20 protein-coding genes are annotated in these 25,315 nt (G+C 38.6%); 9 read left to right on the top strand and 11 right to left on the bottom strand.

The features are described from left to right. The first annotated feature begins 87 nt into the window (after positions 1-87). The 6 genes from ACJ004_RS05320 (at position 88) to ACJ004_RS05295 (ending at position 9,901) form a co-directional block, all read left to right on the top strand. Positions 88-504: a CoA-binding protein gene (locus tag ACJ004_RS05320; protein WP_410891588.1), complete on the top strand. Its 417-nt coding sequence runs from the start codon at positions 88-90 to the stop codon at positions 502-504. Between the two features lie 291 nt (positions 505-795). After that, entirely contained in the window at positions 796-2,775 is a 1,980-nt protein-coding gene (parE, locus tag ACJ004_RS05315; protein WP_410891586.1) for a DNA topoisomerase IV subunit B, read from the top strand. Beyond that, entirely contained in the window at positions 2,772-5,210 is a 2,439-nt protein-coding gene (parC, locus tag ACJ004_RS05310) for a DNA topoisomerase IV subunit A (RefSeq protein ID WP_410891585.1), read from the top strand. The genes parE and parC overlap by 4 nt, the downstream gene beginning before the upstream one ends. Before the next feature lie 96 nt (positions 5,211-5,306). Then, positions 5,307-6,065 (top strand): hypothetical protein, encoded by a 759-nt coding sequence (locus ACJ004_RS05305; protein WP_410891584.1) that lies wholly within the window; start codon positions 5,307-5,309, stop codon positions 6,063-6,065. Between the two features lie 213 nt (positions 6,066-6,278). Next, the gene (locus ACJ004_RS05300) at positions 6,279-8,006 is read left to right on the top strand and encodes an ABC transporter ATP-binding protein (RefSeq protein WP_410891582.1); all 1,728 of its coding nucleotides are present in this window, start codon (positions 6,279-6,281) and stop codon (positions 8,004-8,006) included. Next, entirely contained in the window at positions 8,003-9,901 is a 1,899-nt protein-coding gene (locus ACJ004_RS05295; RefSeq protein ID WP_410891581.1) for an ABC transporter ATP-binding protein, read from the top strand. The genes ACJ004_RS05300 and ACJ004_RS05295 overlap by 4 nt, the downstream gene beginning before the upstream one ends. A gap of 253 nt (positions 9,902-10,154) precedes the next feature. Here ACJ004_RS05295 and xerS read toward each other — a convergent pair whose 3' ends face one another. The 4 genes from xerS to ACJ004_RS05275 form a co-directional block, all read right to left on the bottom strand. Further along, positions 10,155-11,243 carry a tyrosine recombinase XerS gene (gene xerS / locus ACJ004_RS05290; protein WP_410891580.1) on the bottom strand — a complete coding sequence of 363 codons (1,089 nt, stop codon included), beginning with the start codon at positions 11,241-11,243 and terminating at the stop codon, positions 10,155-10,157. Between the two features lie 87 nt (positions 11,244-11,330). Then, the gene (locus tag ACJ004_RS05285) at positions 11,331-12,161 is read right to left on the bottom strand and encodes a hypothetical protein (RefSeq protein WP_410891579.1); all 831 of its coding nucleotides are present in this window, start codon (positions 12,159-12,161) and stop codon (positions 11,331-11,333) included. A gap of 754 nt (positions 12,162-12,915) precedes the next feature. Next, positions 12,916-13,767: an aldo/keto reductase gene (locus tag ACJ004_RS05280; RefSeq protein WP_410891578.1), complete on the bottom strand. Its 852-nt coding sequence runs from the start codon at positions 13,765-13,767 to the stop codon at positions 12,916-12,918. A 37-nt stretch (positions 13,768-13,804) separates the two neighbouring features. Beyond that, positions 13,805-14,788 carry an aldo/keto reductase gene (locus ACJ004_RS05275; protein ID WP_410891577.1) on the bottom strand — a complete coding sequence of 328 codons (984 nt, stop codon included), beginning with the start codon at positions 14,786-14,788 and terminating at the stop codon, positions 13,805-13,807. Between the two features lie 288 nt (positions 14,789-15,076). Between ACJ004_RS05275 and ACJ004_RS05270 the strand changes: the two genes are divergently transcribed. Together ACJ004_RS05270 and ACJ004_RS05265 are read left to right on the top strand one after the other, a co-directional pair. After that, the gene (locus ACJ004_RS05270; protein ID WP_410891576.1) at positions 15,077-15,973 is read left to right on the top strand and encodes an AraC family transcriptional regulator; all 897 of its coding nucleotides are present in this window, start codon (positions 15,077-15,079) and stop codon (positions 15,971-15,973) included. 97 nt (positions 15,974-16,070) lie between these two features. After that, complete coding sequence (locus tag ACJ004_RS05265; protein ID WP_410892127.1) at positions 16,071-16,967, top strand: RCC1 domain-containing protein; 897 nt, start codon at positions 16,071-16,073, stop codon at positions 16,965-16,967. Between the two features lie 151 nt (positions 16,968-17,118). On the opposite strand, the gene ACJ004_RS05260 is transcribed toward ACJ004_RS05265, so the two are convergent. The 4 genes from ACJ004_RS05260 to ACJ004_RS05245 form a co-directional block, all read right to left on the bottom strand. Next, complete coding sequence (locus tag ACJ004_RS05260; protein ID WP_410891575.1) at positions 17,119-18,096, bottom strand: ring-cleaving dioxygenase; 978 nt, start codon at positions 18,094-18,096, stop codon at positions 17,119-17,121. Between the two features lie 18 nt (positions 18,097-18,114). Then, positions 18,115-19,083, bottom strand: coding sequence for a ring-cleaving dioxygenase (locus tag ACJ004_RS05255; protein WP_410891574.1), 969 nt, complete (start codon positions 19,081-19,083; stop codon positions 18,115-18,117). Positions 19,084-19,166: 83 nt separating this feature from the next. Continuing rightward, positions 19,167-19,565, bottom strand: a complete 399-nt coding sequence (locus ACJ004_RS05250; RefSeq protein ID WP_410891572.1) for a DoxX family protein — start codon at positions 19,563-19,565, stop codon at positions 19,167-19,169. A 60-nt stretch (positions 19,566-19,625) separates the two neighbouring features. Then, positions 19,626-20,009 carry a MarR family winged helix-turn-helix transcriptional regulator gene (locus ACJ004_RS05245; protein ID WP_410891571.1) on the bottom strand — a complete coding sequence of 128 codons (384 nt, stop codon included), beginning with the start codon at positions 20,007-20,009 and terminating at the stop codon, positions 19,626-19,628. Positions 20,010-20,387: 378 nt separating this feature from the next. Between ACJ004_RS05245 and ACJ004_RS05240 the strand changes: the two genes are divergently transcribed. Continuing rightward, positions 20,388-20,984, top strand: coding sequence for a YdhK family protein (locus ACJ004_RS05240; RefSeq protein WP_486348384.1), 597 nt, complete (start codon positions 20,388-20,390; stop codon positions 20,982-20,984). A 107-nt stretch (positions 20,985-21,091) separates the two neighbouring features. On the opposite strand, the gene ACJ004_RS05235 is transcribed toward ACJ004_RS05240, so the two are convergent. The 3 genes from ACJ004_RS05235 to ACJ004_RS05225 form a co-directional block, all read right to left on the bottom strand. After that, a complete protein-coding gene (locus tag ACJ004_RS05235; protein WP_410891570.1) occupies positions 21,092-21,709 on the bottom strand; it encodes a nitrite reductase in 618 nt (205 codons plus the stop codon). A gap of 458 nt (positions 21,710-22,167) precedes the next feature. Beyond that, positions 22,168-22,815, bottom strand: coding sequence for a response regulator transcription factor (locus ACJ004_RS05230; RefSeq protein ID WP_410891568.1), 648 nt, complete (start codon positions 22,813-22,815; stop codon positions 22,168-22,170). Next, a complete protein-coding gene (locus ACJ004_RS05225) occupies positions 22,793-25,303 on the bottom strand; it encodes a sensor histidine kinase (protein WP_410891566.1) in 2,511 nt (836 codons plus the stop codon). The genes ACJ004_RS05230 and ACJ004_RS05225 overlap by 23 nt, the downstream gene beginning before the upstream one ends. Between the last annotated feature and the right edge of the window lie 12 nt (positions 25,304-25,315).

The raw sequence follows: 25,315 nt of genomic DNA, 5'->3' as shown, positions 1-25,315 counted from the left end.
CAGAACTATTTCTGTTTAAGATTTTAAATTATGTTTTTTTTGAAAATATAGGTAAAATAAAAGAAAAAGACCCTAGGAGTGAGACTGATGACTATTGAAAATCCAAGTCGCAATGAAATCGGAACAATTTTAAAAGAAGCAAAACGAATTGCCGTAGTTGGTTTGAGTAATAATCCTGAACGGACCTCCTATCAAGTGACTGAAGCAATGCAAAGAGCAGGTTATGAAATTATTCCAGTGAATCCTACGATTGATGAAGCACTAGGAGTGAAAGCCGTTGCATCACTAAAAGATATCCAAGGACACGTGGACATCGTTAATGTTTTCCGCAGGTCAGAACAATTGTTCGATGTCGCAAAGGAATTTGATGAGATTGATGCAGATGTATATTGGGCCCAACTTGGCCTTGAAAATGAAGAAGCATATGAATTCTTAAAAAATAAAGGTTATACAGTCATCATGAATCGCTGCATTAAGGTAGAACATGCGTTATCAAGAGTTTAAAATCTGGCCCAAAAACTGCTAATATTTAGCAGTTTTTTTCTTTCAATTCACCAAAATACCAATGAAAATATTATTACAAAAATATGTTGTTTCAAATTACATATTTGCTAAATCGAAATAAATCGCTAAAATAAAGCATAGACGCCGCAAGTTATATGCTAAAATAAAAAGCGGCAAACATTGGTTCTATTTTATTATTATGAAAAGATAATATAAAGAATGACTAATCAATTAGTTCATGAAGCAATTAGAAGGATACTTCTTTTTGTAGGGAATGAAAGGGGTATTTTAGTGGCAAGGAATCAGCAAGCTTTTGATTATAATGATGATGCCATACAGGTACTAGAAGGACTTGAGGCGGTTAGGAAACGTCCAGGAATGTACATTGGCAGTACCGATTCACGAGGTCTTCACCATCTCGTTTATGAGATTGTCGACAACTCTGTCGATGAGGCCCTTGGTGGATTTGGTGATCAAATCATTGTAAAAATACACAAAGATAATTCTATAAGTGTTCATGACCGTGGACGCGGAATGCCTACTGGTATGCATAAAATGGGGAAACCGACACCAGAGGTTATTTTAACTGTGCTTCATGCCGGCGGAAAGTTTGGCCAAGGCGGATATAAAACAAGCGGCGGGTTGCACGGAGTTGGTGCATCTGTTGTTAATGCCTTATCAGAATGGTTAACTGTCACCATTAAAAGAGACGGTTTCGTATATGAACAGCGCTTTGAAAATGGGGGAAAACCCGTAACTACCCTCGAAAAAATCGGCAAAACGAATCAATCAGGAACAACGATTCATTTTAAGCCAGATCCGTCCATTTTTTCGACAACCACATATAATTTCGAAACGTTATGTGAGAGGTTAAGAGAATCAGCTTTCTTGTTAAAAGGATTGAAAATTGAAATTATCGATGATCGTAATGATTTCCATGAAGTCTTTCATTATGAAAATGGGATTGAAGCGTTCGTTGCCTATTTAAACGAAGAGAAGGATGTCCTTCATCCGGTTGTCAGTTTGGAAGGCTCTCAGAATGGAATTGAAGTGGATTTTGCCTTTCAATTTAATGATGGCTATTCAGAAAATGTCCTTTCCTTTGTTAATAATGTCCGTACAAGAGATGGCGGTACCCACGAGGCCGGGGCAAAAACAGCGATGACAAGGGTATTTAATGATTATGCTCGTAAGGTTTCATTCTTAAAAGACAAAGATAAAAATCTTGATGGCGCAGATATCCGCGAAGGATTATCGGCAATCATCTCCGTTCGAATCCCGGAAGAATTGCTCCAGTTTGAAGGACAAACGAAGGGGAAATTAGGAACAAGTGAAGCAAGATCAGCCGTCGATTCAGTTGTTTCTGAGCACCTCTCCTACTTTCTAGAAGAGAATCCTGATATTAGCTCCCTTCTTATCAAAAAATCAATCAAAGCCTATCAAGCAAGAGAGGCTGCAAGAAAAGCACGTGAGGACGCGAGGAGCGGTAAAAAACGGAAGCGTTCAGATGCTGTCTTGTCTGGTAAACTAACACCAGCACAATCACGTAATCCGCAAAGGAACGAACTTTACCTGGTTGAGGGTGATTCCGCAGGAGGTTCAGCGAAACAAGGTCGTGATCGACGCTTTCAAGCTGTCCTGCCACTCAGAGGTAAAGTAATTAATACCGAAAAAGCCAAGCTCGCTGACATTTTTAAAAATGAAGAAATCAATACCATTATTCATGCCATCGGCGGTGGTGTCGGAACCGATTTTAATGTGGAAGACATCAATTATGATAAAATCGTCATTATGACAGATGCTGATACAGATGGGGCACATATTCAGGTTTTACTGCTTACTTTCTTTTATCGCTATATGAAGCCATTGTTAGAAGCAGGCAAGGTGTTTATTGCCCTGCCGCCGCTTTATAAAGTGAGTAAGGGAACGGGCAAAAAGGAAATCATTGAATATGCTTGGAATGATGATGAACTTCAAGGTGCTCTCAAAAAGGTAGGCAGAGGCTATATCATCCAGCGCTATAAAGGACTTGGTGAAATGAACGCTGACCAGCTGTGGGATACAACGATGGACCCAGAAACACGAACCCTGATTCGGGTGAAAATCGATGATGCTGCAAGAGCAGAACGCCGGGTGACCACCCTTATGGGCGACAAGGTTGAGCCGCGCCGTAAGTGGATTGAAAGTAATGTGGCATTTGGTTTAGAAGAAGATGACACGATTTTAGAAAATGAAAATATTACGGTCGCCGAGGAGGGTTCTGAAGGATGAGTGCAAATGAAAAATTCCGTGACTTGCCTCTAGAAGATGTCATTGGTGACCGTTTTGGCAGATATAGTAAGTATATTATCCAAGAACGTGCCCTTCCGGATGCACGTGACGGTCTAAAGCCCGTTCAACGAAGAATTCTATTTGCCATGCATGTAGAGGGTAATACACATGATAAAGGCTTTCGAAAATCGGCAAAAACGGTCGGTAATGTAATTGGTAACTACCATCCACACGGAGATTCCTCCGTTTACGAGGCCATGGTACGGATGAGTCAGGACTGGAAGGTTCGAAATGTCCTTGTTCAAATGCATGGTAACAACGGTAGTGTCGATGGTGATCCGCCGGCAGCGATGCGTTATACAGAAGCAAGGCTTTCCGCCATTGCCGCAGAATTAATGCGGGATATCGAAAAAAATACAGTTGAATTCATTCCAAACTTTGATGACACGGCGAAAGAGCCAACTGTTTTGCCTGCGATGTTCCCGAACTTACTGGTCAATGGCTCGACCGGAATCTCCGCTGGTTATGCAACCGATATTCCTCCACATCACCTCGGCGAAATCATTGACGGGGTGATCAAGAGAATGGACCATCCGGATTGTTCCGTCGAGGAATTAATGACGATTGTCAAAGGTCCAGATTTTCCAACGGGTGGTATCATTCAAGGGATAGATGGGATTAAAAAAGCCTATGAAACTGGTAAAGGAAAAATTATCATCCGCAGTAAAGCAGACATTGAAGAGGTTCGTGGGGGTAAGCAGCAAATCGTCATTACGGAAATTCCGTATGAGGTGAATAAAGCCAATCTCGTTAAAAAAATGGATGAGTTCCGTCTCGATCGTAAAGTGGAAGGGATCTCAGAAATCCGCGATGAAACCGACCGGACAGGACTTAGAATCGTTATTGAACTGAAAAAAGATGCGGATGCAGCAGGTGTCTTGAACTATTTATATAAAAATAGTGATCTCCAAGTAACCTATAATTTTAATATGGTTGCGATTCATAAGAAACATCCTAAATTAATGGGACTTCGAGAATTATTGGATGCTTATATCGAGCACCAAAAAGAAGTAGTCACAAGAAGATCACAATATGATCTGAATAAAGCCAGAGAACGGCAGCACATCGTCGAAGGTCTCATGAAAGCTTTATCGATTCTCGATGAAGTAATTGCGACCATCCGTGCATCGAAAGATAAACGCGACGCGAAGGACAATTTGATCGCAAAGTTTGCCTTTACCGAGTTGCAATCTGAAGCGATTGTTTCCTTGCAGCTTTATCGCTTAACAAACACCGATATTACCGCACTGAGACAAGAAGCGGAAGAATTAGCGAAGAAGATTGAAGAGCTAACTAGCATTTTAGCAAGTGAGAAAAATCTTTTCTCCGTTATCAAAAAGGAATTAAAAGACGTAAAAAAACGTTTTGCTGATGGACGTCGATCTAAAATTGAAGCAGAAATTGAAGAATTAAAGATCAATCTTGAAGTTACGGTTCCAAGTGAAGACGTGATTGTCACGATTACAAAACAAGGGTACGTGAAACGGACGAGTCCACGTTCTTATGCGGCATCCAATGGTCAAGACTTAGCGATGAAGGATTCAGACCGGTTGTTAGCGCAGCTTGACATGAATACCAAGGATGTTCTGCTACTCTTCACTAATAAAGGAAATTACTTATTCTCCCCAGTTCATGAACTTCCGGATATCCGTTGGAAGGACCTTGGACAACATGTGGCGAATATTATTCCAATTGATCGTGATGAAGAAATCATCGAAGCGATTCCGGTCAAAGATTTCGAAGCGAACCTTTACCTTGTTTTTGTCACGAAAAATGGCATGGTTAAGAAAACAGAGCTGAAACAATATAAAGCGCAACGATATTCTAAACCGCTTGTCGCCGTAAATCTTAAGGATGATGATCAAGTTATTGATGTTCATTTAACAGATGGATCCATGGAATTATTCTTAATTACCAACTTAGGTTATGCATTATGGTTCCATGAAGAAGAAATCAGTATTGTTGGTGCACGTGCTGCGGGCGTTAAAGGGATCAATTTAAAAGATGACGATTTCGTGATTGGCGGGAAAATCATCCATCCAGACAGTAACGAAACGATCGTTATTTCTACACAGCGCGGAGCTGTGAAAAGAATGAAAATGAAAGAGTTTGAAAAAGCTACCCGTGCCAAGCGTGGCGTGGTCATTTTAAGAGAGCTTAAATCAAATCCACACCGAATCGTGGGATTTGAAATTGCCAATGAGCAAGATGTGATTTATATCCAAACGGAAAAGGGTCAAATCGAAACACTTAATACAGTAGATATTCATTATAGTGACCGTTATTCGAATGGATCGTTTATCCTTGATGAAGAAGATAACGGGAAGGTAACCACGGTTTGGAAAGTATTCTCACCAGAAAAACCAAGTGAATAATTATTTCTGGACTCTCTAAAAATTAGAGAGTCTTTTTTTCATCTTTTTTCCAAATCTGGACATACTAACTAGTAACAGAATTTGGGGGGTTCATGGATGAAAAAAGAGATGCTATTGGTTATTGTTTCGTTTTTTCTCATGTCACTTACTGCGATTACTGGGGTTAATGCGATTGAAGAAACTACAAAAGTTATTACTATTTCAAAAGAGAAAGCTGATATTACAGGTGATGCAAAAGAGGAAGAGATCTTTCTAAAGGGAATTCCTTATCAGAAGGATGATTCATTTTTAGAAAAGATCTATATCGAATTGAGCGCCTCCAATGGAAAGAAATATACTTTTCCTTTAGAAAGTGGTACGAAGGCGGCACTACAAATTGTGGACTTAAACAATGATGGAGTGAAGGACGTATTTGCAAGTGTATTGACAGGGGAAAGTGAGGGAATTGTACAAAATTACTCTTATTCTGTTAAGAATTTTGTCCAGACAAAATTAGCTCTGCCTGAACCGCTTGAAATGGATAGTCATTTTCTTAATGGTTATAAAGCTGAAATCAAACTCACCAAAACGGGGCAGTCTTACTTGTTTGATTTAAAGGACCGTCAAAAATATTATAAAAAGCTTGGCCTTTATTCTCATGGAAAGCTAAATGAACCAACAGAATTAACCGTTAATCCTTTTAGCAGTCTCCAACCAATCCCCGTAGAGAACAATAAAATCGGGTTACTAGGGGAGCAGCGGATTACCGGCATCGCCAATGCTGACGTAATCGCCTCTGTAAAATCAACATGGTCATATGATCATGGTCATTGGAAACTGGAGGGTACCGTTGTTCATAAAGAGCAAAATAAATAAGCACTACTGCTATCTACACAGGGGTTTCTCCTGTGTTTTTTTGTCGTTTTCGTTAATATTTGACGAGATTACCAGTCGGGAATATACTTAGATTTGCATAATTCTCCCAGTTAGTTTGATAAAAAGATTACACGAATAAAATTGTTCATATTTAGTTCATAAAAATAGGATAAAGTTACTCTTAATACTTAATGAAAACGGAGTTGAATGCTATTGACCAAATTAACCAAATATCTAAAACCATTTCAATTTGCTATTTACCTGGTTTTAGGACTCGTCCTCTTACAATCTTTATCTGAACTATATTTGCCAACGTTAATGGCCGATATCGTTGATAAAGGAGTGGTTAAAGGTGACACGGGATACATATGGAAAATTGGCGGTTTTATGCTGCTTGTCGCGGCAGGAGGGATGATTTGTTCTATTGCCGCTAGTTTCTACTCAGCAAAAGCAGCCTCAGGCTTTGGGAAGTTGTTGCGAAGCAAAATTTTCTCGCACGTTGGTAATTTTTCATTACATGAGTTTGATCAACTCGGAACAGCCTCACTGATTACCAGAACGACCAATGATATTACCCAAATACAGCAGGTCTTAGTGATGATGTTGAGAATGATGGCCATGGCACCGATGATGTGTATTGGTGGAATTATTATGGCCTATTCAAAAGATGCCAAACTTACCTTAGTTCTTGCTGTTGCTTTGCCTATTCTCGTGCTGGCAATCGTGGTTATCGCAAGAAAAGGTATTCCTCTTTTTAAAGCGATGCAGGTAAAATTAGATAACCTCAACCGTGTTTTACGTGAGAATTTAACTGGTATTCGTGTCATTCGCTCCTTTAACCGAGTGGGGCATGAGAAGAAACGTTTTGATGAAGCAAACTGGGATTTAACGGAAACGGCTATTAGGGTCAATAAAATCATGGCCGCGATGATGCCAATTATGATGGTTGTCCTTAACCTTTCCACTGTTGCAATTGTCTGGTTTGGCGGACTTCGGATTAGCAATGGTCATATGCAGGTCGGAGATATGATGGCATTTATTCAATATGCAATGCAAATCATGTTCTCGTTCATCATGCTGTCGATGATGTTTGTGATGATCCCAAGGGCATCGGTATCAGCCGTTCGTATCAATGAAGTACTTGAGACGGTAGCAGATATTAACAATCCAACATCAACAAAAACTGGCCAAGGAAAAAAAGGCTATGTTGAGTTTCAAGATGTTACCTTCAGTTATCCTGGGGCGGAGATGCCAGCGATTTCAAATATTTCTTTTTCAACAAAACCTGGTGAGGTGACAGCCATTATTGGCGGAACAGGATCAGGAAAATCAACATTAATTAACTTGATTCCACGTTTTTATGATGTCGATAGCGGTAAAGTGCTTGTCGATGGGGTCGATGTAAGGGAGATGACCCAAGAACAGCTTCGTGAAAAAATTGGGTTTGTTCCACAGCAATCGGTTCTCTTTACTGGAACTATTGCCGAAAACATTCGTTACGGGAAAGAAGATGCAACGACAGAAGAGATAGCACATGCTGCTGAAGTTGCCCAGGCGAAAGAATTTATTTCAAACATGCCCGATGGCTTTGATGCAGTCATCTCCCAAGGGGGAACAAACGTTTCAGGAGGACAAAAACAGCGATTATCGATCGCCCGCGCCCTTGTTCGTAAGCCGGAAATCTATATATTTGATGACAGCTTCTCTGCATTGGATTTTAAAACAGATGCCAAACTCCGTGCTGCACTAAAAGGAGAAACTGGCGATTCGACGGTATTAATTGTGGCCCAGCGTGTTAGCACAATTATCGACGCTGATCAAATTATTGTTCTAGATAATGGCGAGATTTCCGGAATTGGCATGCATAAAGAATTGATGAAATCGAGTGCGGTTTATCGCGAGATTGTCATGTCACAGCTGTCAGAGGAGGAAATCGCATGAGTAAGGATTCCAATCAAAAACATACTCAAGACAATGGGGCTCGTAGACCAGGACCGGGCGGCGGATTTGGCCCGATGGGAATGGGCATGCCTGTCCAAAAGGCAAAGAATTTTAAAGGAACCTTAAATAGGTTAATCAGCTATTTAAAGCCTTATAAATTACAGCTCCTAGCGGTATTAATTACAGCGATTATTAGTACCATTTTTTCGATTGTCAGCCCGAAAATTTTGGGGAAGGCGACAACAAGGTTATTTGAAGGCTTGATGCTGAAACTAAGGGGTGTCCCAGGGGCTAAAATAGATTTTGACTATATCGGTCAAATTATTATTTTACTCATTGGTCTCTATATTTTGAGTGCAATCTTTGCTTATATCCAGCAATATATCATGGCAGGTGTTGCGCAAAAGACGGTTTACAATCTTCGTAAAGAGGTAGAGGAGAAGCTTAACCGGCTGCCGTTAAAATACTTTGATTCACGCACCCATGGTGAAATTCTCAGCCGTGCAGTCAATGATGTTGATAATATCAGCACAACCTTACAGCAAAGCCTAACCCAGTTGATTACATCGGTGGTTACGATCATTGGTGTTATTATCATGATGCTATCCATTAGTCCGTTGATGACACTGATCGTGATTGTGACACTACCACTAAGCGGTGTAGCGATTGCAAAAATCGCCAAAAAGTCACAACAGTATTTTAAAGGACAGCAAAAATCACTTGGCCAGCTTAATGGTCATGTGGAAGAAATGTATACCGGTCATAAGGTAGTCAAAGTATTTGGCCATGAGAAGAAATCGATTGAAAAGTTTGAGGGAATCAATGAAACCCTTTACCAATCGGCCTGGAAGGCACAATTTGTATCAGGGATGATTATGCCGCTGATGGGATTTATCAATAATATTGGCTATGTACTTGTATCAGTCGTCGGTGGAATCTTGGTAACCAAAAAGGCGATTGAAATTGGTGATATTCAGGCCTTTATCCAATATGCACGTCAATTTTCTCAACCAATTGCTCAAACAGCTTCCATTGCCAACGTCATTCAATCCACAATCGCCAGTGCCGAACGTGTGTTTGAAATATTAGATGAAACAGAAGAGGTCCCAGAAGCAGTAGATGCGAAGGTAATTAGGGAGCCAAAGGGTGAAGTAAGATTTGAACATGTTACCTTCGGTTACGAGGAAAATGAACTATTAATCAAAGACATGCAAATAGACGTGAAACCGGGCCAGACGGTAGCGATTGTCGGACCAACTGGGGCTGGTAAAACCACACTTATTAATTTGCTTATGCGTTTCTATGAAATTAATTCTGGTAAAATATTAATTGATGGAATAGATACCCGAGACTTAAAAAGGGAGCACCTAAGGAGTTTGTTTGGGATGGTGCTGCAGGATACATGGCTGTTTAATAGCACAATTTTTGATAATATTGCCTACGGGAAAGAGGGAGCAACAAAAGAGGAAGTGGTTGCAGCGGCTCGTGCTGCCAATGCGGATCACTTTATACGAACTCTACCTGATGGGTATGATACGATTTTAAATGAAGAAGCATCCAATATTTCTCAGGGACAAAAACAGCTCTTAACGATTGCGAGAGCGATCCTAGCCAATCCGGCAATTCTTATTCTTGATGAAGCAACCAGCAGCGTCGATACCCGAACAGAGGTCCAAATTCAAAAGGCGATGAACCATTTGATGAAAGGGAGGACCAGCTTTGTGATTGCACACAGATTGTCAACGATTCGAGATGCAGATTTGATCCTAGTGATGAATAACGGCAGTGTGATTGAAAAGGGAACTCACGTTGAATTGCTTGAACAAGGCGGTTTTTATGCAGATCTGTATAATAGTCAATTTACTAGTCGAAACTCTATAAAGAATGTTGGATAAAAGGATGCGTTTGGAAAGCCTAAGAACTTTCTGAACGCTTTTTTTTTGGAATTTAGATAGGGACCAATACTCGAAATTTGTAAAAATGAGCACAATTAATACGTAACTATGAAAAATAAAAAAAATTTGTTCTGTCTCATTATCTTAAGTATACTTAGTATTTGAGATAATCCAGTTTTTAGTTACCATAATAATATTATGTAAACTGATAAAAATTTAAAAAAGACTGCCCTGAAAATGACAGTCGGATGATTTATTCCATTTGTTCTTTTGGCATATCCATTTTATCAACTGCAATTTTAAGATCATCATTCTTAATATGCGTGTAAATCATTGTCGTTTGGATGGATGAATGCCCCAATTGGCGTCTCAATTTTGGAACATCATTGATTTCTGCATGGTATCTGGTTGCGAACGAATGACGCAGCTTATGTACCGATAACGATGGTTTCCCAAATGCAGTTGCATATTTTTCAATCAGATTTTCAACGGCTCTAACTTTTAATCTTCGTGATTTTACTTTAGGACCCGTTGGTCCACTAACAAATAATGCCTTTTCATTTTTATCCACGTTGTATTTGGCAGTTCTGACTGCTAAATATTCTTGGAGGTCAGCCATAGCTACTTGACTAAAATAAACGAATTGTTCTTTATTTCCTTTGCGGATAACTCGTACACAATACTTGTTATAATCAATATCATCCAAATCAATTCCTACCAGCTCTGAAAGGCGAAGTCCAGATCCTAGTATTAACGACACAATTGCAGTATCACGTTCTTTATTTAATTGATAAAAGTAGGATAATCTCTTGTTTTCTTTGTTCAATTCACCATAATCATTGGCAATAAATAAGCGGAATTTCTCGTATTCATCACCAAGCAGAATCTTTCCTTCCATTTTCGTAGCTTTCGTTTCCATGCTTTCTTTAACTTCATTAAAATCAATTTTCGCCATGATATTCCGATTAATATAAGGTTTTAACTCCGATGTCTCAGCAATATTTTGAAGATAGTTGAACAAGGATTTTAATGCGGATAATTTACGATTTACGGTCAGCTCTTTATTATTTAATTGGAAGTTCAAAAAGTTAAGAAATCCGTCAATCTCTATCACAGTCAATTGTTCTAGGCGATCTAACGGAATATCGTCAATTCTACCTTCAAATAGGCCTTCACTAAGCATCCAATTAAAAAAGATTTTGTAATCATGGCAGTAATTATACAGGGATGCGGTCGAAAGATTTCGTAATTTATGATTTATGTATTCTTCAACATACCACGGCAATTCTCGGAGCAAGGCTTGAAGTTTTTTAAATTTTTCTTGTTTTGCCTGATTCACCATACTAACACCTCCTTCAATATTTTACTTCATGATATAAACTGCGTCAAATTTATATTTTACGCAGTTTATATTTTTAAGATTAAAGTATTAAAATAAATCTAACGCTAATTGTTCATTAAATTCTCTGTTATCCCAGCGTCTCTTGAATTCAAGAAACTGTTCTAACGTATTATTTTTTCTACCATATATTTTATGAAACAAAATATGAACTTGTTTTCTTAGGGGTATACCAATAAATTCATCGTGTTTTTGTTCTAATCTGCTAAAAATGAGTTGTAATTCATCATTAGTATAATCTTTTTTATTTTTTCTTTTGTTAAAATTTAATTCTTTTAATACCTCATCACGTAAAGCAGCAAATGATTCGGTATGATGTATTTGCAGATCATTTGCTCTCTCACCAGTAACCGCACATCTATACTCATATTTAATCAAGGTTTTAAATTTCCAATTTTTCGTACTCTCTCTTAATGCTATGTTTAGAGATGTAATGCCGCCGTTCCAATTAGGATTTTCCCTCCCACTATACCATTTACTTTTTATCTCGTTATAACAATGCGGGCAACTATTTCCATTAAGTAAAGCAAAAAATTCTATCTTGTTAATTTTATCTGGATGTTTCGGGCATTTATATCTCATTTTTGTCCTACTATTAATGTATGTAGTTTCTAATAGTTGATAGCCTCTTTTTTCAAATTCTAATCTAACTTCATCAATTGAATGTTTTTTGCCAGAACAACATACACAGCCTGTTTTTCCTCTTAAAAAATTATCAAGAGTGGTACTCTGTTCATCATTAGGATGAATTGTGCAACGAAAACGCATTTTCACACGGGTGCTGACATATTCCTGCTCCAACAATTGATAACCTTTTTCTTCAAACGCTAACTGCACTTCTTCATAAGTATACTTCCTCATTCTATATTCCACCCCATTTTACATTGTATTAAATTTTTGTCTACTGCTAAAATCAATACATCTGATTTAAATATTTGTCCTTTGTGATTGATGTTGGACCAGACAAAAATGTTCCACATTATACCGCGCTTAAAATTTGGGTTTTTCTTTGAAGAATTAGATTTGATTTTTAGTGTTTGAAAGGCAAAATCCTTTGCACGATTATACCAAAGAAGTGAATTAGAAATAGCCTTCACATCCTTTTTATTTATAGAGTTTTTATAGCCTCTTTTCGAAAAAAAATGCTTTTTTCATTTCTCAAATACCTTTTACAGAACATTTGTTTGTATAACCTTATTTTAACATATCGACAAATGCCTGACTACTTTTTGCTTTCAGCAAATTCAGCTATTAATTTGAATAAAGCTTGATTATGGTCAACTACTTCAGGTTTGAATCTTCCCATGAGGTTTCTTAATTCTCCTTCTTCATACAACAAGAAATCAATTATTTATTACCTAAAAGTCAAAAAACACCAGCGACTCAACCGAACTGATGTTTTTTGACTTTTTATTAAAGTAATTTTCCTAAATAATACGGCATTTGGCGTCGCCACCAAATCCAATCATGCGAAACATCTTCGCCCCACTCATCTGTCTAGGTTCCCGTTTACCAAAGGCATAATAATTGATACAGAATTGAAAATCTCTAAATTAATGAAAAAAACTCATAACATCCGTTATGAGTTTGAAGATTGTATTGATAGGAAAGAATATTAAATTTCAAGTTTACGAGTCCCGATCCATTTCACCATTTCAGGGTCTTGATGTGAAAAGAACAAGCTTTGTTTCGTATCTAAGGCAGCAATTCTTTCCATATCCTCTTGACTTAATTCAAAGTCAAAGATATTGAAGTTTTCGATGATTCTTTCCTTACGAACAGACTTTGGAATTGCAACGACACCTCTTTGTGTTAACCAACGTAAAACCACCTGGGCAACGGATTTATTATGCTTTTCGGCTATTGATACTAAAATTTCGTTTTGGAACATGTTATTTTTTCCTTCAGCAAACGGTCCCCAAGACTCGATTTGAACATTGTTCTCTTTCATTAATTTAGCACTTTCTATTTGTTGGTTGAAAGGATGCGTTTCAACTTGGTTTACAGCAGGAACAACTTCATTATGAATAATGAAATCGGTCAGACGATCTGGATAGAAGTTGCTAACTCCAATTGCTCTAATCTTACCCTCGCGGTACAATTCCTCCATCCCACGCCATGAACCGTAAACATCGCCAAATGGCTGATGAATTAAGTACAAATCCAAATAATCCAGTTGCAGTCTTTCCAGCGATTTTTCAAATGCTTTCTTCGTGCTCTCATAACCAGTATCTTGAACCCATAATTTCGTAGTAATAAACAATTCCTCTCTTGGCACACCGCTCCGCTTAATAGCTCTGCCGACCGCTTCTTCATTTAGATAAGAGGCAGCGGTATCAATCAGACGATAGCCTGCCATAATAGCGTCATAAACAGCTTGTTCACATTCTTTTTCATCTTGAATTTGAAACACACCAAAACCGAGTATCGGCATTTCAACACCATTGTTTAAAATAACTTTTTGCATAAAAAATTCCTCCTGTTTATTAAATTTTGAGTGTCTTTTATTTGCCCACTCTATTTGCGTATTCTGCCGGATAGCGCTCTCCCGAAATTTCAATCTTTGATAGTGCGTCGTTCAAATCATGTAGTTCTTCAGGAGTCAGCCCAACTTCCGCTGCGCCAAGATTTTCTTCCAGACGTTCCATTTTCCTTGTACCGGGAATCGGAACAATCCATGGCTTCTGAGCAAGTACCCATGCTAGTGAGATTTGAGCCGGTGAGGCATCTTTCTCTACTGCAATCTTCTTTATCAGTTCGACCAATATCTGATTAGCTTCGATATTTTCCAGTTTGAAGCGAGGAACAATACTGCGAAAATCGGAGCTATCGAATGTTGCATTTTTATCAATTTTTCCGGTAAGGAAGCCTTTGCCCAGAGGACTGAACGGCACAAAGCCAATTCCAAGTTCTTCAAGGGTAGGCAGCAGTTGTTCTTCAGGACTTCTCCACATCATTGAGTATTCACTTTGAATCGCAGTCAAGGGCTGAACCTCGTGCGCGTGGCGAATCGTTTCCACACCTGCTTCAGAAAGCCCCCAATGTTTAACCTTACCTTCCTTGATTAGGTCTTGTACAACTCCGGCTACTTCCTCGATCGGCACATTTGGATCAACCCGATGCTGATAGTAGAGGTCAATGGTGTCAACTTTTAGGCGATTTAGCGAGCCTTCAACTGATTGCCGAATGGTCTCCGGCTTGCTGTCAAGCACCTGCTGGCCATTTTCCATTTGGATTCCGAATTTAGTGGCAATGACCACTTTTCCCTTGAAAGGTTTAAGCGCTTCACCAACCAACTCCTCATTCACATATGGACCATAAACTTCGGCAGTGTCGAACAAAGTAACGCCTCGATCAATTGCTGCATGAATCAGCGAAATCATCTCTTTCTTGTCCGATGCCGGACCATAACCATGACTCATTCCCATGCAACCGAGTCCGATTGCAGAAACTTCTAGTCCATTTTTCCCCAATTTACGCTTTTGCATCATTTATCATTCCTTTCGTTCTTATTATCACTTTAGCCTTTATATGTTATCTGCCACCGAAGTGAAGTTATGTTCAGTTAGGTAGCAGGAGATTCCTCAATCTGTTTTATTTATTTCCTGACATAAAAAATTTTTAAAAAACTTTGACTTCCTTATTATGCAATAAATGAATAAGAAACCCTTATCCCATTCCTACTAAATCATTGCCTAATCCTCTTATACCACTTAAACTTCAAACGAATATATATTAGAATGGAGCTAACAAGAAAAAAGATCAAGGAGGGTTTTATGCTTGAACAATTATTAAAACAAAGAGTGGAGCTTACCAAAATCATAGAGCACTACACAGGACGGGACGGGACTTATAACACTGATATTCCAACTTTATTTTTCTCACGTTACTCTAATGATTCTGGTCCACATTACGGAGTTTACAAACCTTCCTTATGCATTGTAGTTCAAGGGATGAAGGAGGTGTTGCTTTCACAGGAGCGCTTTCAGTATGGTCCTGCCGATTACCTTGTTGCATCCGTTAACTTGCCAATAACCGCACAAGTTATTGAAGGCTCTCCCGACGTTCCATATCTAGCTCTTAAACTTGAATTCACACCGAGTGAAATATTGGAGGTGTTACGTGAATTCCAAATGGGGGGTGACAAGAAGGAAAATGCTAAACGAGGTATGTATGTCAGCAAAATAGAGCCATCTCTACTAGACGCGGTAACAAGATTAGCTCGTTTGCTAGATACTCCGAAAGACATCAAGGTACTTGCACCTCTAATTATTAAAGAAATAATCTATAGGGTTCTGCAAGGTGAACATGGGGAGATGCTGAAACAATTAGCGTTAGAAGGAAGTTCTACCCATCAAATCAGTGACGTGATTGAACATATCATGAATAACTATGAAAAATCTTTTAAGATTGAGGAGCTTGCGGAAATTGCGAATATGAGCGTTTCTTCGCTTCATAGACACTTTAAAGAGGTAACAGCAATGAGCCCTATTCAGTTTCAAAAACAATTGAGGCTTCAGGAAGCCCGAAGCCTGTTATTATCCAAATCAGCAGATGCAGCAGATATTGCATTCCGGGTAGGCTATGAAAGTCCATCACAATTTAGTCGTGAATATTCCCGTATGTTTGGTTTACCACCAAAAGAAGATATCAACCGCCTTAAATTTAGTTGATTGATTTTCTTCTAATTTTTTACATTCAAATACCTAGGATCAATATAGAGTATTGCTTCAAACTGATATACTTATTAGTGGGGTGAGGAAAATAAATATTGAAATTCGGAATGCTTATGAAAAAAATCTGAAACTAAAACGGCGGCCTAAAGATACCATAACGGCGGGTCGTCGTCATACCATTGGGCTTAAATCTGACGGCACGGTGACGGCTGTGGGTGATAATAAATATGGCCAATGTAATGTAAGCGGTTGGCTCGATATTGTGTCGGTTTCGGCTGGTAATGTTCATATGGCGACGAACACGGGTAATGCTCATACAATCGGTCTTAAATCTGACGGTACTGTGGCGGCTGTGGGTTGGAATAAGCATGACCAATGCGATGTAAACGACTGGCGCGATATTGTAGCGGTTGCGACGGGTTGGCGTCGTACTATTGGGCTAAAATCGGATGGTTCGGTGGTAGCTGTGGGCCGAAATAATGAAGGTGAATGCAATGTAAGCGGCTGGCATGATATTGTGGCGGTTGCGGCGGGAGACTGGCATACCATCGGTCTTAAATGGGACGGCACGGTGACGGCTGTGGGTAATAATAAGTATCGCCAATGCAATGTAAGCGACTGGCGCGGCATAGTGGCGGTTGCGGCGGGGTATCTTCATACTGTTGGGCTTAGATCGGATGGCACGGCGGTTGCTGTGGGTCAAAATAAGGTAGGCCAATGCGATGTGAGAGGCTGGCGCGGTATTGTGGCGATAGCGGTGGGTAGTAGTCATACCATCGGCCTTAAATCGGACGGTACGGTGGCGGCTGTGGGCTGGAATGAGTACGGTCAATGCAATGTAAGTGAATGGTGCGATATTGTAGCAGTTGCGGCGGGTTGTGCTCATACCATCGGCCTTAAATCGGACGGCACGGTGATTGCTGTGGGTGATAATGAATATGGTCAATGCGATGTAAGCGGCTGGCGCGGTATCCAACTACCCGGCAATTAGTTTTTGATGTGTTAAGCAACAATATGGCCCTATTGTTGAACTGTGTCACTAAACAACAAGGACACAAATGACGATAGACACAAAAGTCCTTATAATTCAGGACCTTTGTGTCATTGTTTTTTCTATTTTTTACCGTTAAATATTTTTCTTTTTATTCTTTGATGAATTCCTTTGTACTTCTCACTGTATCAATTGGGCGAACTAATTTTTCTATTTCTGCACGTTTAGGCTCTAAGAATGGCGGTAAAGATAATTTTTCCCCCAGCGTTTCATAAGGTTCATCTCCCATAAAGCCAGGACCATCTGTAGCGAATTCAAATAAAATTTGCGGTGCAACTCTTGCGTATAATGACTCAAAAAAGTGACGATTTACATAACCGGATGTATGGAATCCAAAACTACTCATCCGTTCAATCCATTCTTCTAAAACTGAGCGATCCTCTACACGTAATGCCGCATGGTGAACCGTACCAAAACCTTGCTGGGCTTCAGGAAGAATGGCATTATATTCTACAATGACCGATGCACCATTCCCGCCTTCCCCCACTTCAAATAAATGGAATGCCCCTTCTTTATCTGTCTCTTTAAATAATAGGACTTTTTCCATCATTTCTTTAAAGTAATCAAAGTTCGCAATGCGAACAAAAATGGGTCCTAAACCAGTAATTGCATATTCCAGTGGAGTTGGACCTTTTTGCCATGGTGTTCCAGATTCCACCCCTTTATTGAATTCATCTGAAATCAATTGATATTGCTGATCATCAAAATCAATGAAAGAGAGGGTTTTCTTGCCAAATTGCTCTTTGATTCCAGTATGTTTGACTTCTAAACGATCAAAACGGTTTACCCAATAGTCTAATGATTCATCACTCGGTACACGGAACGATGTCTTTGAAATCTCGTTTGTCCCATGTATGCCTTTAGGAATGCCAGGGAAATCAAAGAAAGTCATGTCTGTGCCTGCGCTGCCTTTATCATCTGCAAAGAATAGATGATAGGTTTGAATATCATCTTGATTTACCGTTTTTTTAACTAAACGCATACCTAAAACATAAGTGAAAAATTCATAGTTCTTTTCTGCACTGCTTGTAATAGCAGTTACATGGTGTATTCCTTTTAGATGGTTCATTATCTATTCCTCCAAGATTTAATTTAAGATCAATGGTCGTAATTTTTCTTCGATCTCTTTTCGATTTGGTTCCAAAAATGGTGGAAGTGCTAATTTCTCCCCCATTGTTTCCATTGGTTCATCTGTCGCAAATCCTGGTGTATCTGTTGATAATTCAAATAATATACCATTGGGTTCCCTGAAATATAATGCCTTGAAGTAATACCGTTTCACTTTCCCTGAATTCGGTAACCTGTATTCTTTCAAACGCTCTGCCCATTGATCATATTCTTCCTCATTCGGAACACGGAAGGCAACATGGTGAACACCTCCACGACCTAAGCGGACTCTTGGCAAATCGGATCTTGATTCAATATGAACTTCCGCACCGCTGCCGCCTTCTCCAGTTACATAAATCAATATATCTGGATAATCCCCTTCAAGTGAAGGATAAGCACCGGCAAATCGAAAACCCATAACTTCTGTTAAAACACCGATAGTTGGTTCTGCAATTGCAACTGTGAGGTTTACAGGTCCTAAACCAATAATGGCATGTTCCAGTGGAATGTCATCCCTTTGCCAAGGAATCCCAGCTCTTACACCTTTTTCATCGTTATCAGCTACGAGTATTAAACGAGTCCCCTCGAAATCTCTGAAAGCCAATGTGTCACGATTTGCTCTTTTTTGAATATCATCATGATCAACCTCAAATTGTATAAAACGTTCTTTCCAAAATAACAATGAATCAGAATTTCTAACCCGTAGTGATACAGTAGAGATATCAGAAGTTCCCCTGTATGTTTGCCCAAGATGAGGAATGTCAAAGAACGTAACTTCAGTTCCTGGGGTTCCTTCCGCGTCAGCATAGAAAAGATGATAGGATTCTGTATTATCTTGGTTAACAGTTTTCTTAACCAATCTCATTCCTAAAATTTTTGTATAAAATTCATAATTTTTTTCCGCTTTTCCTGTTAATATTGATACATGATGTAGTCCTAAGAGTTCCATCTCCTACTCACTCCTGTCACAATATTAATTTAATTCTTTTATTCGAAATTAAAGACCACCTGTACTCATAAAATACCGATATTTTAGAATAAAAACGAATCTAAAGCATATTGACCTGGACCAATCAAAGCTATACCAATAGCTACTGAAAGCAAAGTTAAGTTGTATTCATACCCATTAGCTGTTGCCCATAATCCATTTGGAGCATGCACTTTTACGATAGCCATTAACATAGTTCCTGCAATCATAATTCCTGCAAGTGGTGTTAATAGTCCTAAAGCAAACAAAAGTCCCACAATAAGTTCTGCTAAACCTGCGAAAAGAGCCATGGTCACTCCTGGTTTCATGCCAATGGATTCAAACCATCCACCGGTACCTTTCAATCCATAGCCACCGAACCAACCAAACAATTTTTGAGCACCGTGACCCACAAATAGTAAACCAATTACCAAACGAATTATTAATAAACCAATGTTTATCATCTTAAAATCCCCCTATTTTTTATCTCGAATTCGAGATATTAGTTTAAAAAAAATGTACGTTTAAACATTATCCCTTACTTTTTTTAAAAGATTCACCAATGTCTCTGCCTCATCAGAATTTAATGAATCAAACATATCGTCAACAAACTTATGATATTTCGGCATGATTTCGTTCATCAATTTATTTCCATCATCAGTTAACCTTACGTGTATCATACGGCGGTCATCTGGACAGGCATTTCTGCTTAATAAACCTCTTTGTTCTAGCTTATCTAAACAATAGGTCATTGAACCACTTGAAACCAATATGCAATTTCCAATTTGTTGAATGGTTTGTTTCCCTTTTTGATAAAGTATCTCTAAAACAGAAAATTCCGTAATACCAAGCTTGTTTTTTGCCATTTCTTCCTTTATTTGATCATGAATTCCTTTCGATGTTTGCATTAATATCAGAAAGGGCAAATTCGAGCATTTCCTCTCCATTTACTCCACCCCCTTTTTAAAATCTCAAATTAAAATATCTTGAATCTGAGATAATAATAATACTTATAAATTTTTTTGTCAATACCTTTTAATTGATTGAACTAAACTCCCATATAATTGAAGAACGAATATCCAACTCAGCCTCTTAAACTAACCCAGCAACAAAGAAAAATGTCATGACTAGCATTAGGACTACTTTGTTCACAGCAATCACTCCCATACTTTTAATATGATTAGGATTGCCTGATTGTAATTTTTTATCATTTAAGGATTCTGCATAATTTCTGCAAATTTTTGTTGTACTATAAGTTACGAACTAAGATTAAGGAGGTAAATATAGTGAAAAAACGTACTATCCTATTTCTTCTTACTGTGATCACTGCCTTATTTTTAGCAGCATGTTCCAATGATAACAAGGAACATTCAAACATGAATCACGGGGAGAAAAAAACAGAGCAAAAAAATAATTCAGGCAATATGAACCATGAAGATATGGAAGGCATGGATCATTCCAGTTCTGGTGAAGTACCAGAAGGTTTAAAAGTAGCTGAAAATCCAAAATTTAAGGTTGGAAGTCAGGCGATTATTAATTCTGACCACATGGAAGGCATGAAAGGTGCTGAAGCAACGATCGTAGGTGCCTACGATACTACTGTTTATACAATTTCTTATACACCAGCAACTGGTGGAGAAAAAGTGACGAATCATAAATGGATTATTCATGAAGAGATAAAAGACGCTAGTGACAAACCCTATACATCAGGTGATGAAGTGATCGTAGAGGCAAACCATATGGAGGGGATGAATGGGGCGACTGCTGTAATTGATTCAGCCCAACAAACTACTGTGTATATGGTTGATTACACTTCTACAACGGGTGGAGAAAAAGTGACAAATCATAAATGGGTTACAGAAGACGAACTTTCAGCTAAATAAAAAAACAAAAGAGCACCAGTAAATTATGAACATTATAATTTGCTGGTGCTTTTGTTCATGTGAATGATATTTTTCACTCAAATGAATAGTTATTTATCCTCAATTTGCTAACCTATTAATAAACTCCTATCTACCCGTTTCAAAAATTTATAGAATGTTTCGCATTTTTTACCCAATTGTGTGTATAAAGCAAGTATCTTTTCTACTGCATCGTACAATTCTTCTGGTGTTATATTTTCGATCAACAAGGAACCAACCTCAGCATCTTTTCCTTTTGCCTTTCCTCCAACATACAAATTATAATGTTCTCTAATTTTCATAATACCTATGTCGCTTAACATTGGTTCTCCGCAACCAATAGGACATCCTGTATACGCAACCTTTAGGGTAGCAGGGACAGGTTTACCTGAAATACGACGATTTAATTCTTTCGCCACGGGCATTCCTTCCTCCTCTTCCCCTTTGCAAAAATTACAGGTTCTTAAGCTCTTTACAAAGTTTCCGACAGGATAACATTCTAATCCAACATTTTGGAATTCTTCTATGATTTCTTCTTTTTTATCTTCTAGAATTTCTATATACAGTTGTTGAAACGTTGTTAGCTCAATGTCCTCCTTTTCATCCATATATTTAGAGATGATTATCAGCTGTTTCGAGTTGAGTTTTGCCCCAAACCCTATTCCTCCGTTTATGGCGATCTTAATCTTTTTAACCTCATTCACCATTTTAATATCTCCCCTGTTTCAATAGTTACTTAGCCTATAGCTTAACTCTTTGGAGACGTAAAGCATTTAATACAACCGATACCGAGCTAAATGCCATCGCAGTTCCTGCAATCCAAGGTTCCAGAAATCCTGATGCGGCAAACGGGCCCCCTACCGCATTATAAGCATATATCAAATTTTGCCTTTTCGGTCACTCCTTTTAGTGAAGCATTTTCCATCACCTTTCACTCTTATAATTATTTATTCCAATTGCCGCTAGTTACAATACCCCTGTATTGTATAAAAAATATAAAACTTCTTTTCTTTATATATTCATTTTACAATTTATCATCTTTTTCAAACCGCAAAAGTTTTTCGTGTTTCCGCAATTTTTTGCAATCCTTTACGAATCACTACCCGAATCTCATACGTTTATTTCCATATGAAAAGGACCGACATATTCGCCGGTCCCTTCCTATCTAATATAAATCTTCCGTAGGCAAAATCCCCAGGTTTTTAGCTTTTTTGATCGCTTCCACCCGTGAATTCACATTTAATTTTTGAAAAAGTTCTGTCAGATTGTACTCCAATGAACGCTGACTAATTAACAATGTCTTGGATATCTCTTTATTGCTTTGACCCTTTGCTAATTCGCGAAGAAGTTTTTCTTCCTTTTTCCCAATCGTTGTTTTTTCATTCGAATGATCCCCTTGCAAGACAATTTCTTGGCGTCTAAGCTGTTTAAGAAGCTGCACCGGAATTATCGCTTCCTTCCGGGCTGCGCTACGTATCGCTTGAACCAATTGCTCGCGGGTAGACGTTTTCGCAATAAAACCAGAAACCCCTGATTCCATCAGCAAATTAAAATGAGGAGCAATATCAAAACCAGAATAAATCAGAATGATGGCGTCTGGAACATCCTCTAATACCTTTCGTGCCAAATCGGCCCCATTGATATTAGGCATATATAAATCAAACAGAATGACATCAAAACTCTTTAGACGGACCAAATCTGAAACTAGATAAACGTCCGTTTCAATGGTGACCTTCATATCCGGTTCTGACTCTATTAACATCTTTGTTCCTTCGACGACGGATCTATGATCATCCACCAATAATATTTCCATAGTGATCACCTTTTTGCATTGTTATAGTTGGAATTGTAATATCCATGTGGAATCCTTCATGAGGAGCAGAGTGGACTTCCACTTTCCCCTCTAAGCTGAGGACCCGATTTTCAATACCTGCTAAACCCATATGTTTAAATGAGCCTCCAAATGAAGTTAGATCCATCCCGACCCCGTTATCAGCATAGGAAAAATGAGTATCATCCCGGTTGCTGGTCAAATTCATCGTTACTTTTGTTGCTTTCGAATGTTTAGTAGCATTATTTAATAACTCCTGGACTATTCGATACATGCCTAGGATTTGATCTTCGTTTAGAGGGTTTTTTAACTCCATTGCTGAGAAGTCAATCTCATAATTGGAAAACATACGCGCATAGGAAAAGAGGCTCTTAAATGATTCCACAAGACCCATTTTTAAAAGAAATGGCGGGCGCAGTTCATTACAGGTTATCCGTATTTGATGGATGGCGTCCAGCAGTCCCTCTTCAATTTGCATCATTTCCTCCTGAATCCCCTCGTTAAACATGGAGGTGGAGCGTAAAGATTCAAGCTTACGGTACCAAATAATTAAATCTTGCAAAACCGAATCATGTAAATCACTGGACAGTGAAGCTCTTTCCTTTTCCGAAAGCCTAAACAAAAGACGCAGCATCCATTTAGGGGTCTCATTGATGCTTACCATGTCCTCAATACGTTTCATCAGATTTTCAATAAACTGTAGATTATCATATAAAATCGTCACATAATGAACCGCTGTTTCAAGCCAATCTTCCTCGATTTTTTGCAAAGCTTGTTCGGTACCAATCTTTAAATAGACAGGCTGTTCCTTATCGGCGATTTTCACCCATTTCACATTCACGCCATTTAAAGTAGATTCTAGATTTCTAGGAACTTCTTCAATAGAAGCACTTTTAACAGGTAATACTCTCTGAACCTCGTCAATCAAACGATTTTCTAACTCAGAAACTTTCATCACGTTCGCAAGGTCATTTGAGAAACGATTAATACTTTGCTGAAGTGTCTTATATCTTTCTTCACTTTGGATTAATTCAAGTTCCTCTTTTTTGCGCTCGGTAATATCCTTAACAATCCCATGAACGCCCATCAGTTCACCATAAAGAAAGATTGGAACAAAGGTAATATGGACAATGCGCTGATCTTGTTGTCTAAAGCGAACGATCCGGCATTCAATGTCTCTTGATTCATGGCTGGTAATGACCTCCGAAAGGACTTGATAAATAGACATATGGTCTTCATCATAAATTAACCCTATTAAACAACGATCCGGTAAATCATTTATTTTTATGCCTGTAATCTTTTCAAACGATTGATTGGCATTGACAAAATAAGCTTTTAAATCAATCGAAAAAACTCCATCCAAATTGTTTTCGAATAATGATTTATACCTTTGTTCACTCTCCTCTAATGCTAACTCGGACCGTTTTTTCTCGGTAATATCCAAAATCATTCCATCAAGTCGTTCCACAGCCCCTGTATTATCCAAAAATGGATGGACAATCAGCCGTCCCCATCTTATTTCATTTTCAATATGGGTATATCGAATGATTTTGTTTACGGGGAGACCTTTATCTAATTTATTCTTTACTTCTCCCATCAGCATAACATTATCGTCAGGGTGAATATGGTCATGTAAACGTATTGGATTATTCATGATTTCACGTCTAGGAATACCCGTGATTTTTTCAATGCTTTCAGAGCAAAAGGTATAGTAACTAAAATCTTTATCCGTTGACCACACCGCAGCATTTACACTTTCTAGGATATTTTCAAGCAATTGCTCTGTCTTTTTGCGGGATGTGATATCCCGAACGACTGCAACGACATACTTTACGTTTCCAAAACTATCCAGAACAGGTTTTACCCTTGTTTCTACATGAAGGGTTGTACCCTGTGAATGAATGAGACGATATTCCAAATCAACTTTCGTTTTGGTTTGAATCGCTTGTAAATGCAAGGAGCGAACACGATCTCGATCCTCGAGATGAATAATATTGAATGCATTCATCCCTTCATATTGCTCAACTGTGTAACCAATCGTCTGCTGAATGGAAGGCGATACATAGCGAACGATAGCTCTATTATCAACGACCACAATCACATCGGATGTGTTGTCTGTGACAATTTTATACCGTAGATCTTCATTTAATAGCTGCTCTATAGAGGACTTTTGTAAAATCCCTGTATAAGCAATTAGTGTGGAACCGTGTTTAATAGGGATTAATTGCAGATTCACAGTGATAGCCGAGTAATCCATGCAATGAACAATGAAAGGAACATTCTCTTTCTTTTCAGCGAAGATTAAATTGGTTAAGTCATCATCCCATTGATTTTGATCCGAGCCAAATAATCTTTGAAAAGCTTTGTTTTCCCATAAAACTTTATTGTCCAGGCCAATGATGTAGATTGCATCAGGCATTTCATACAGCAATTGCCGCGCACCTTTTAATACATTTTGTTCCAGGTTCATCGCAAACTCCTT

The sequence above is a fragment of the Neobacillus sp. 204 genome (assembly GCF_046562815.1).
Taxonomy (GTDB): domain Bacteria; phylum Bacillota; class Bacilli; order Bacillales; family Cytobacillaceae; genus Neobacillus.
This window is presented reverse-complemented; position numbering and strand designations above follow the sequence as displayed.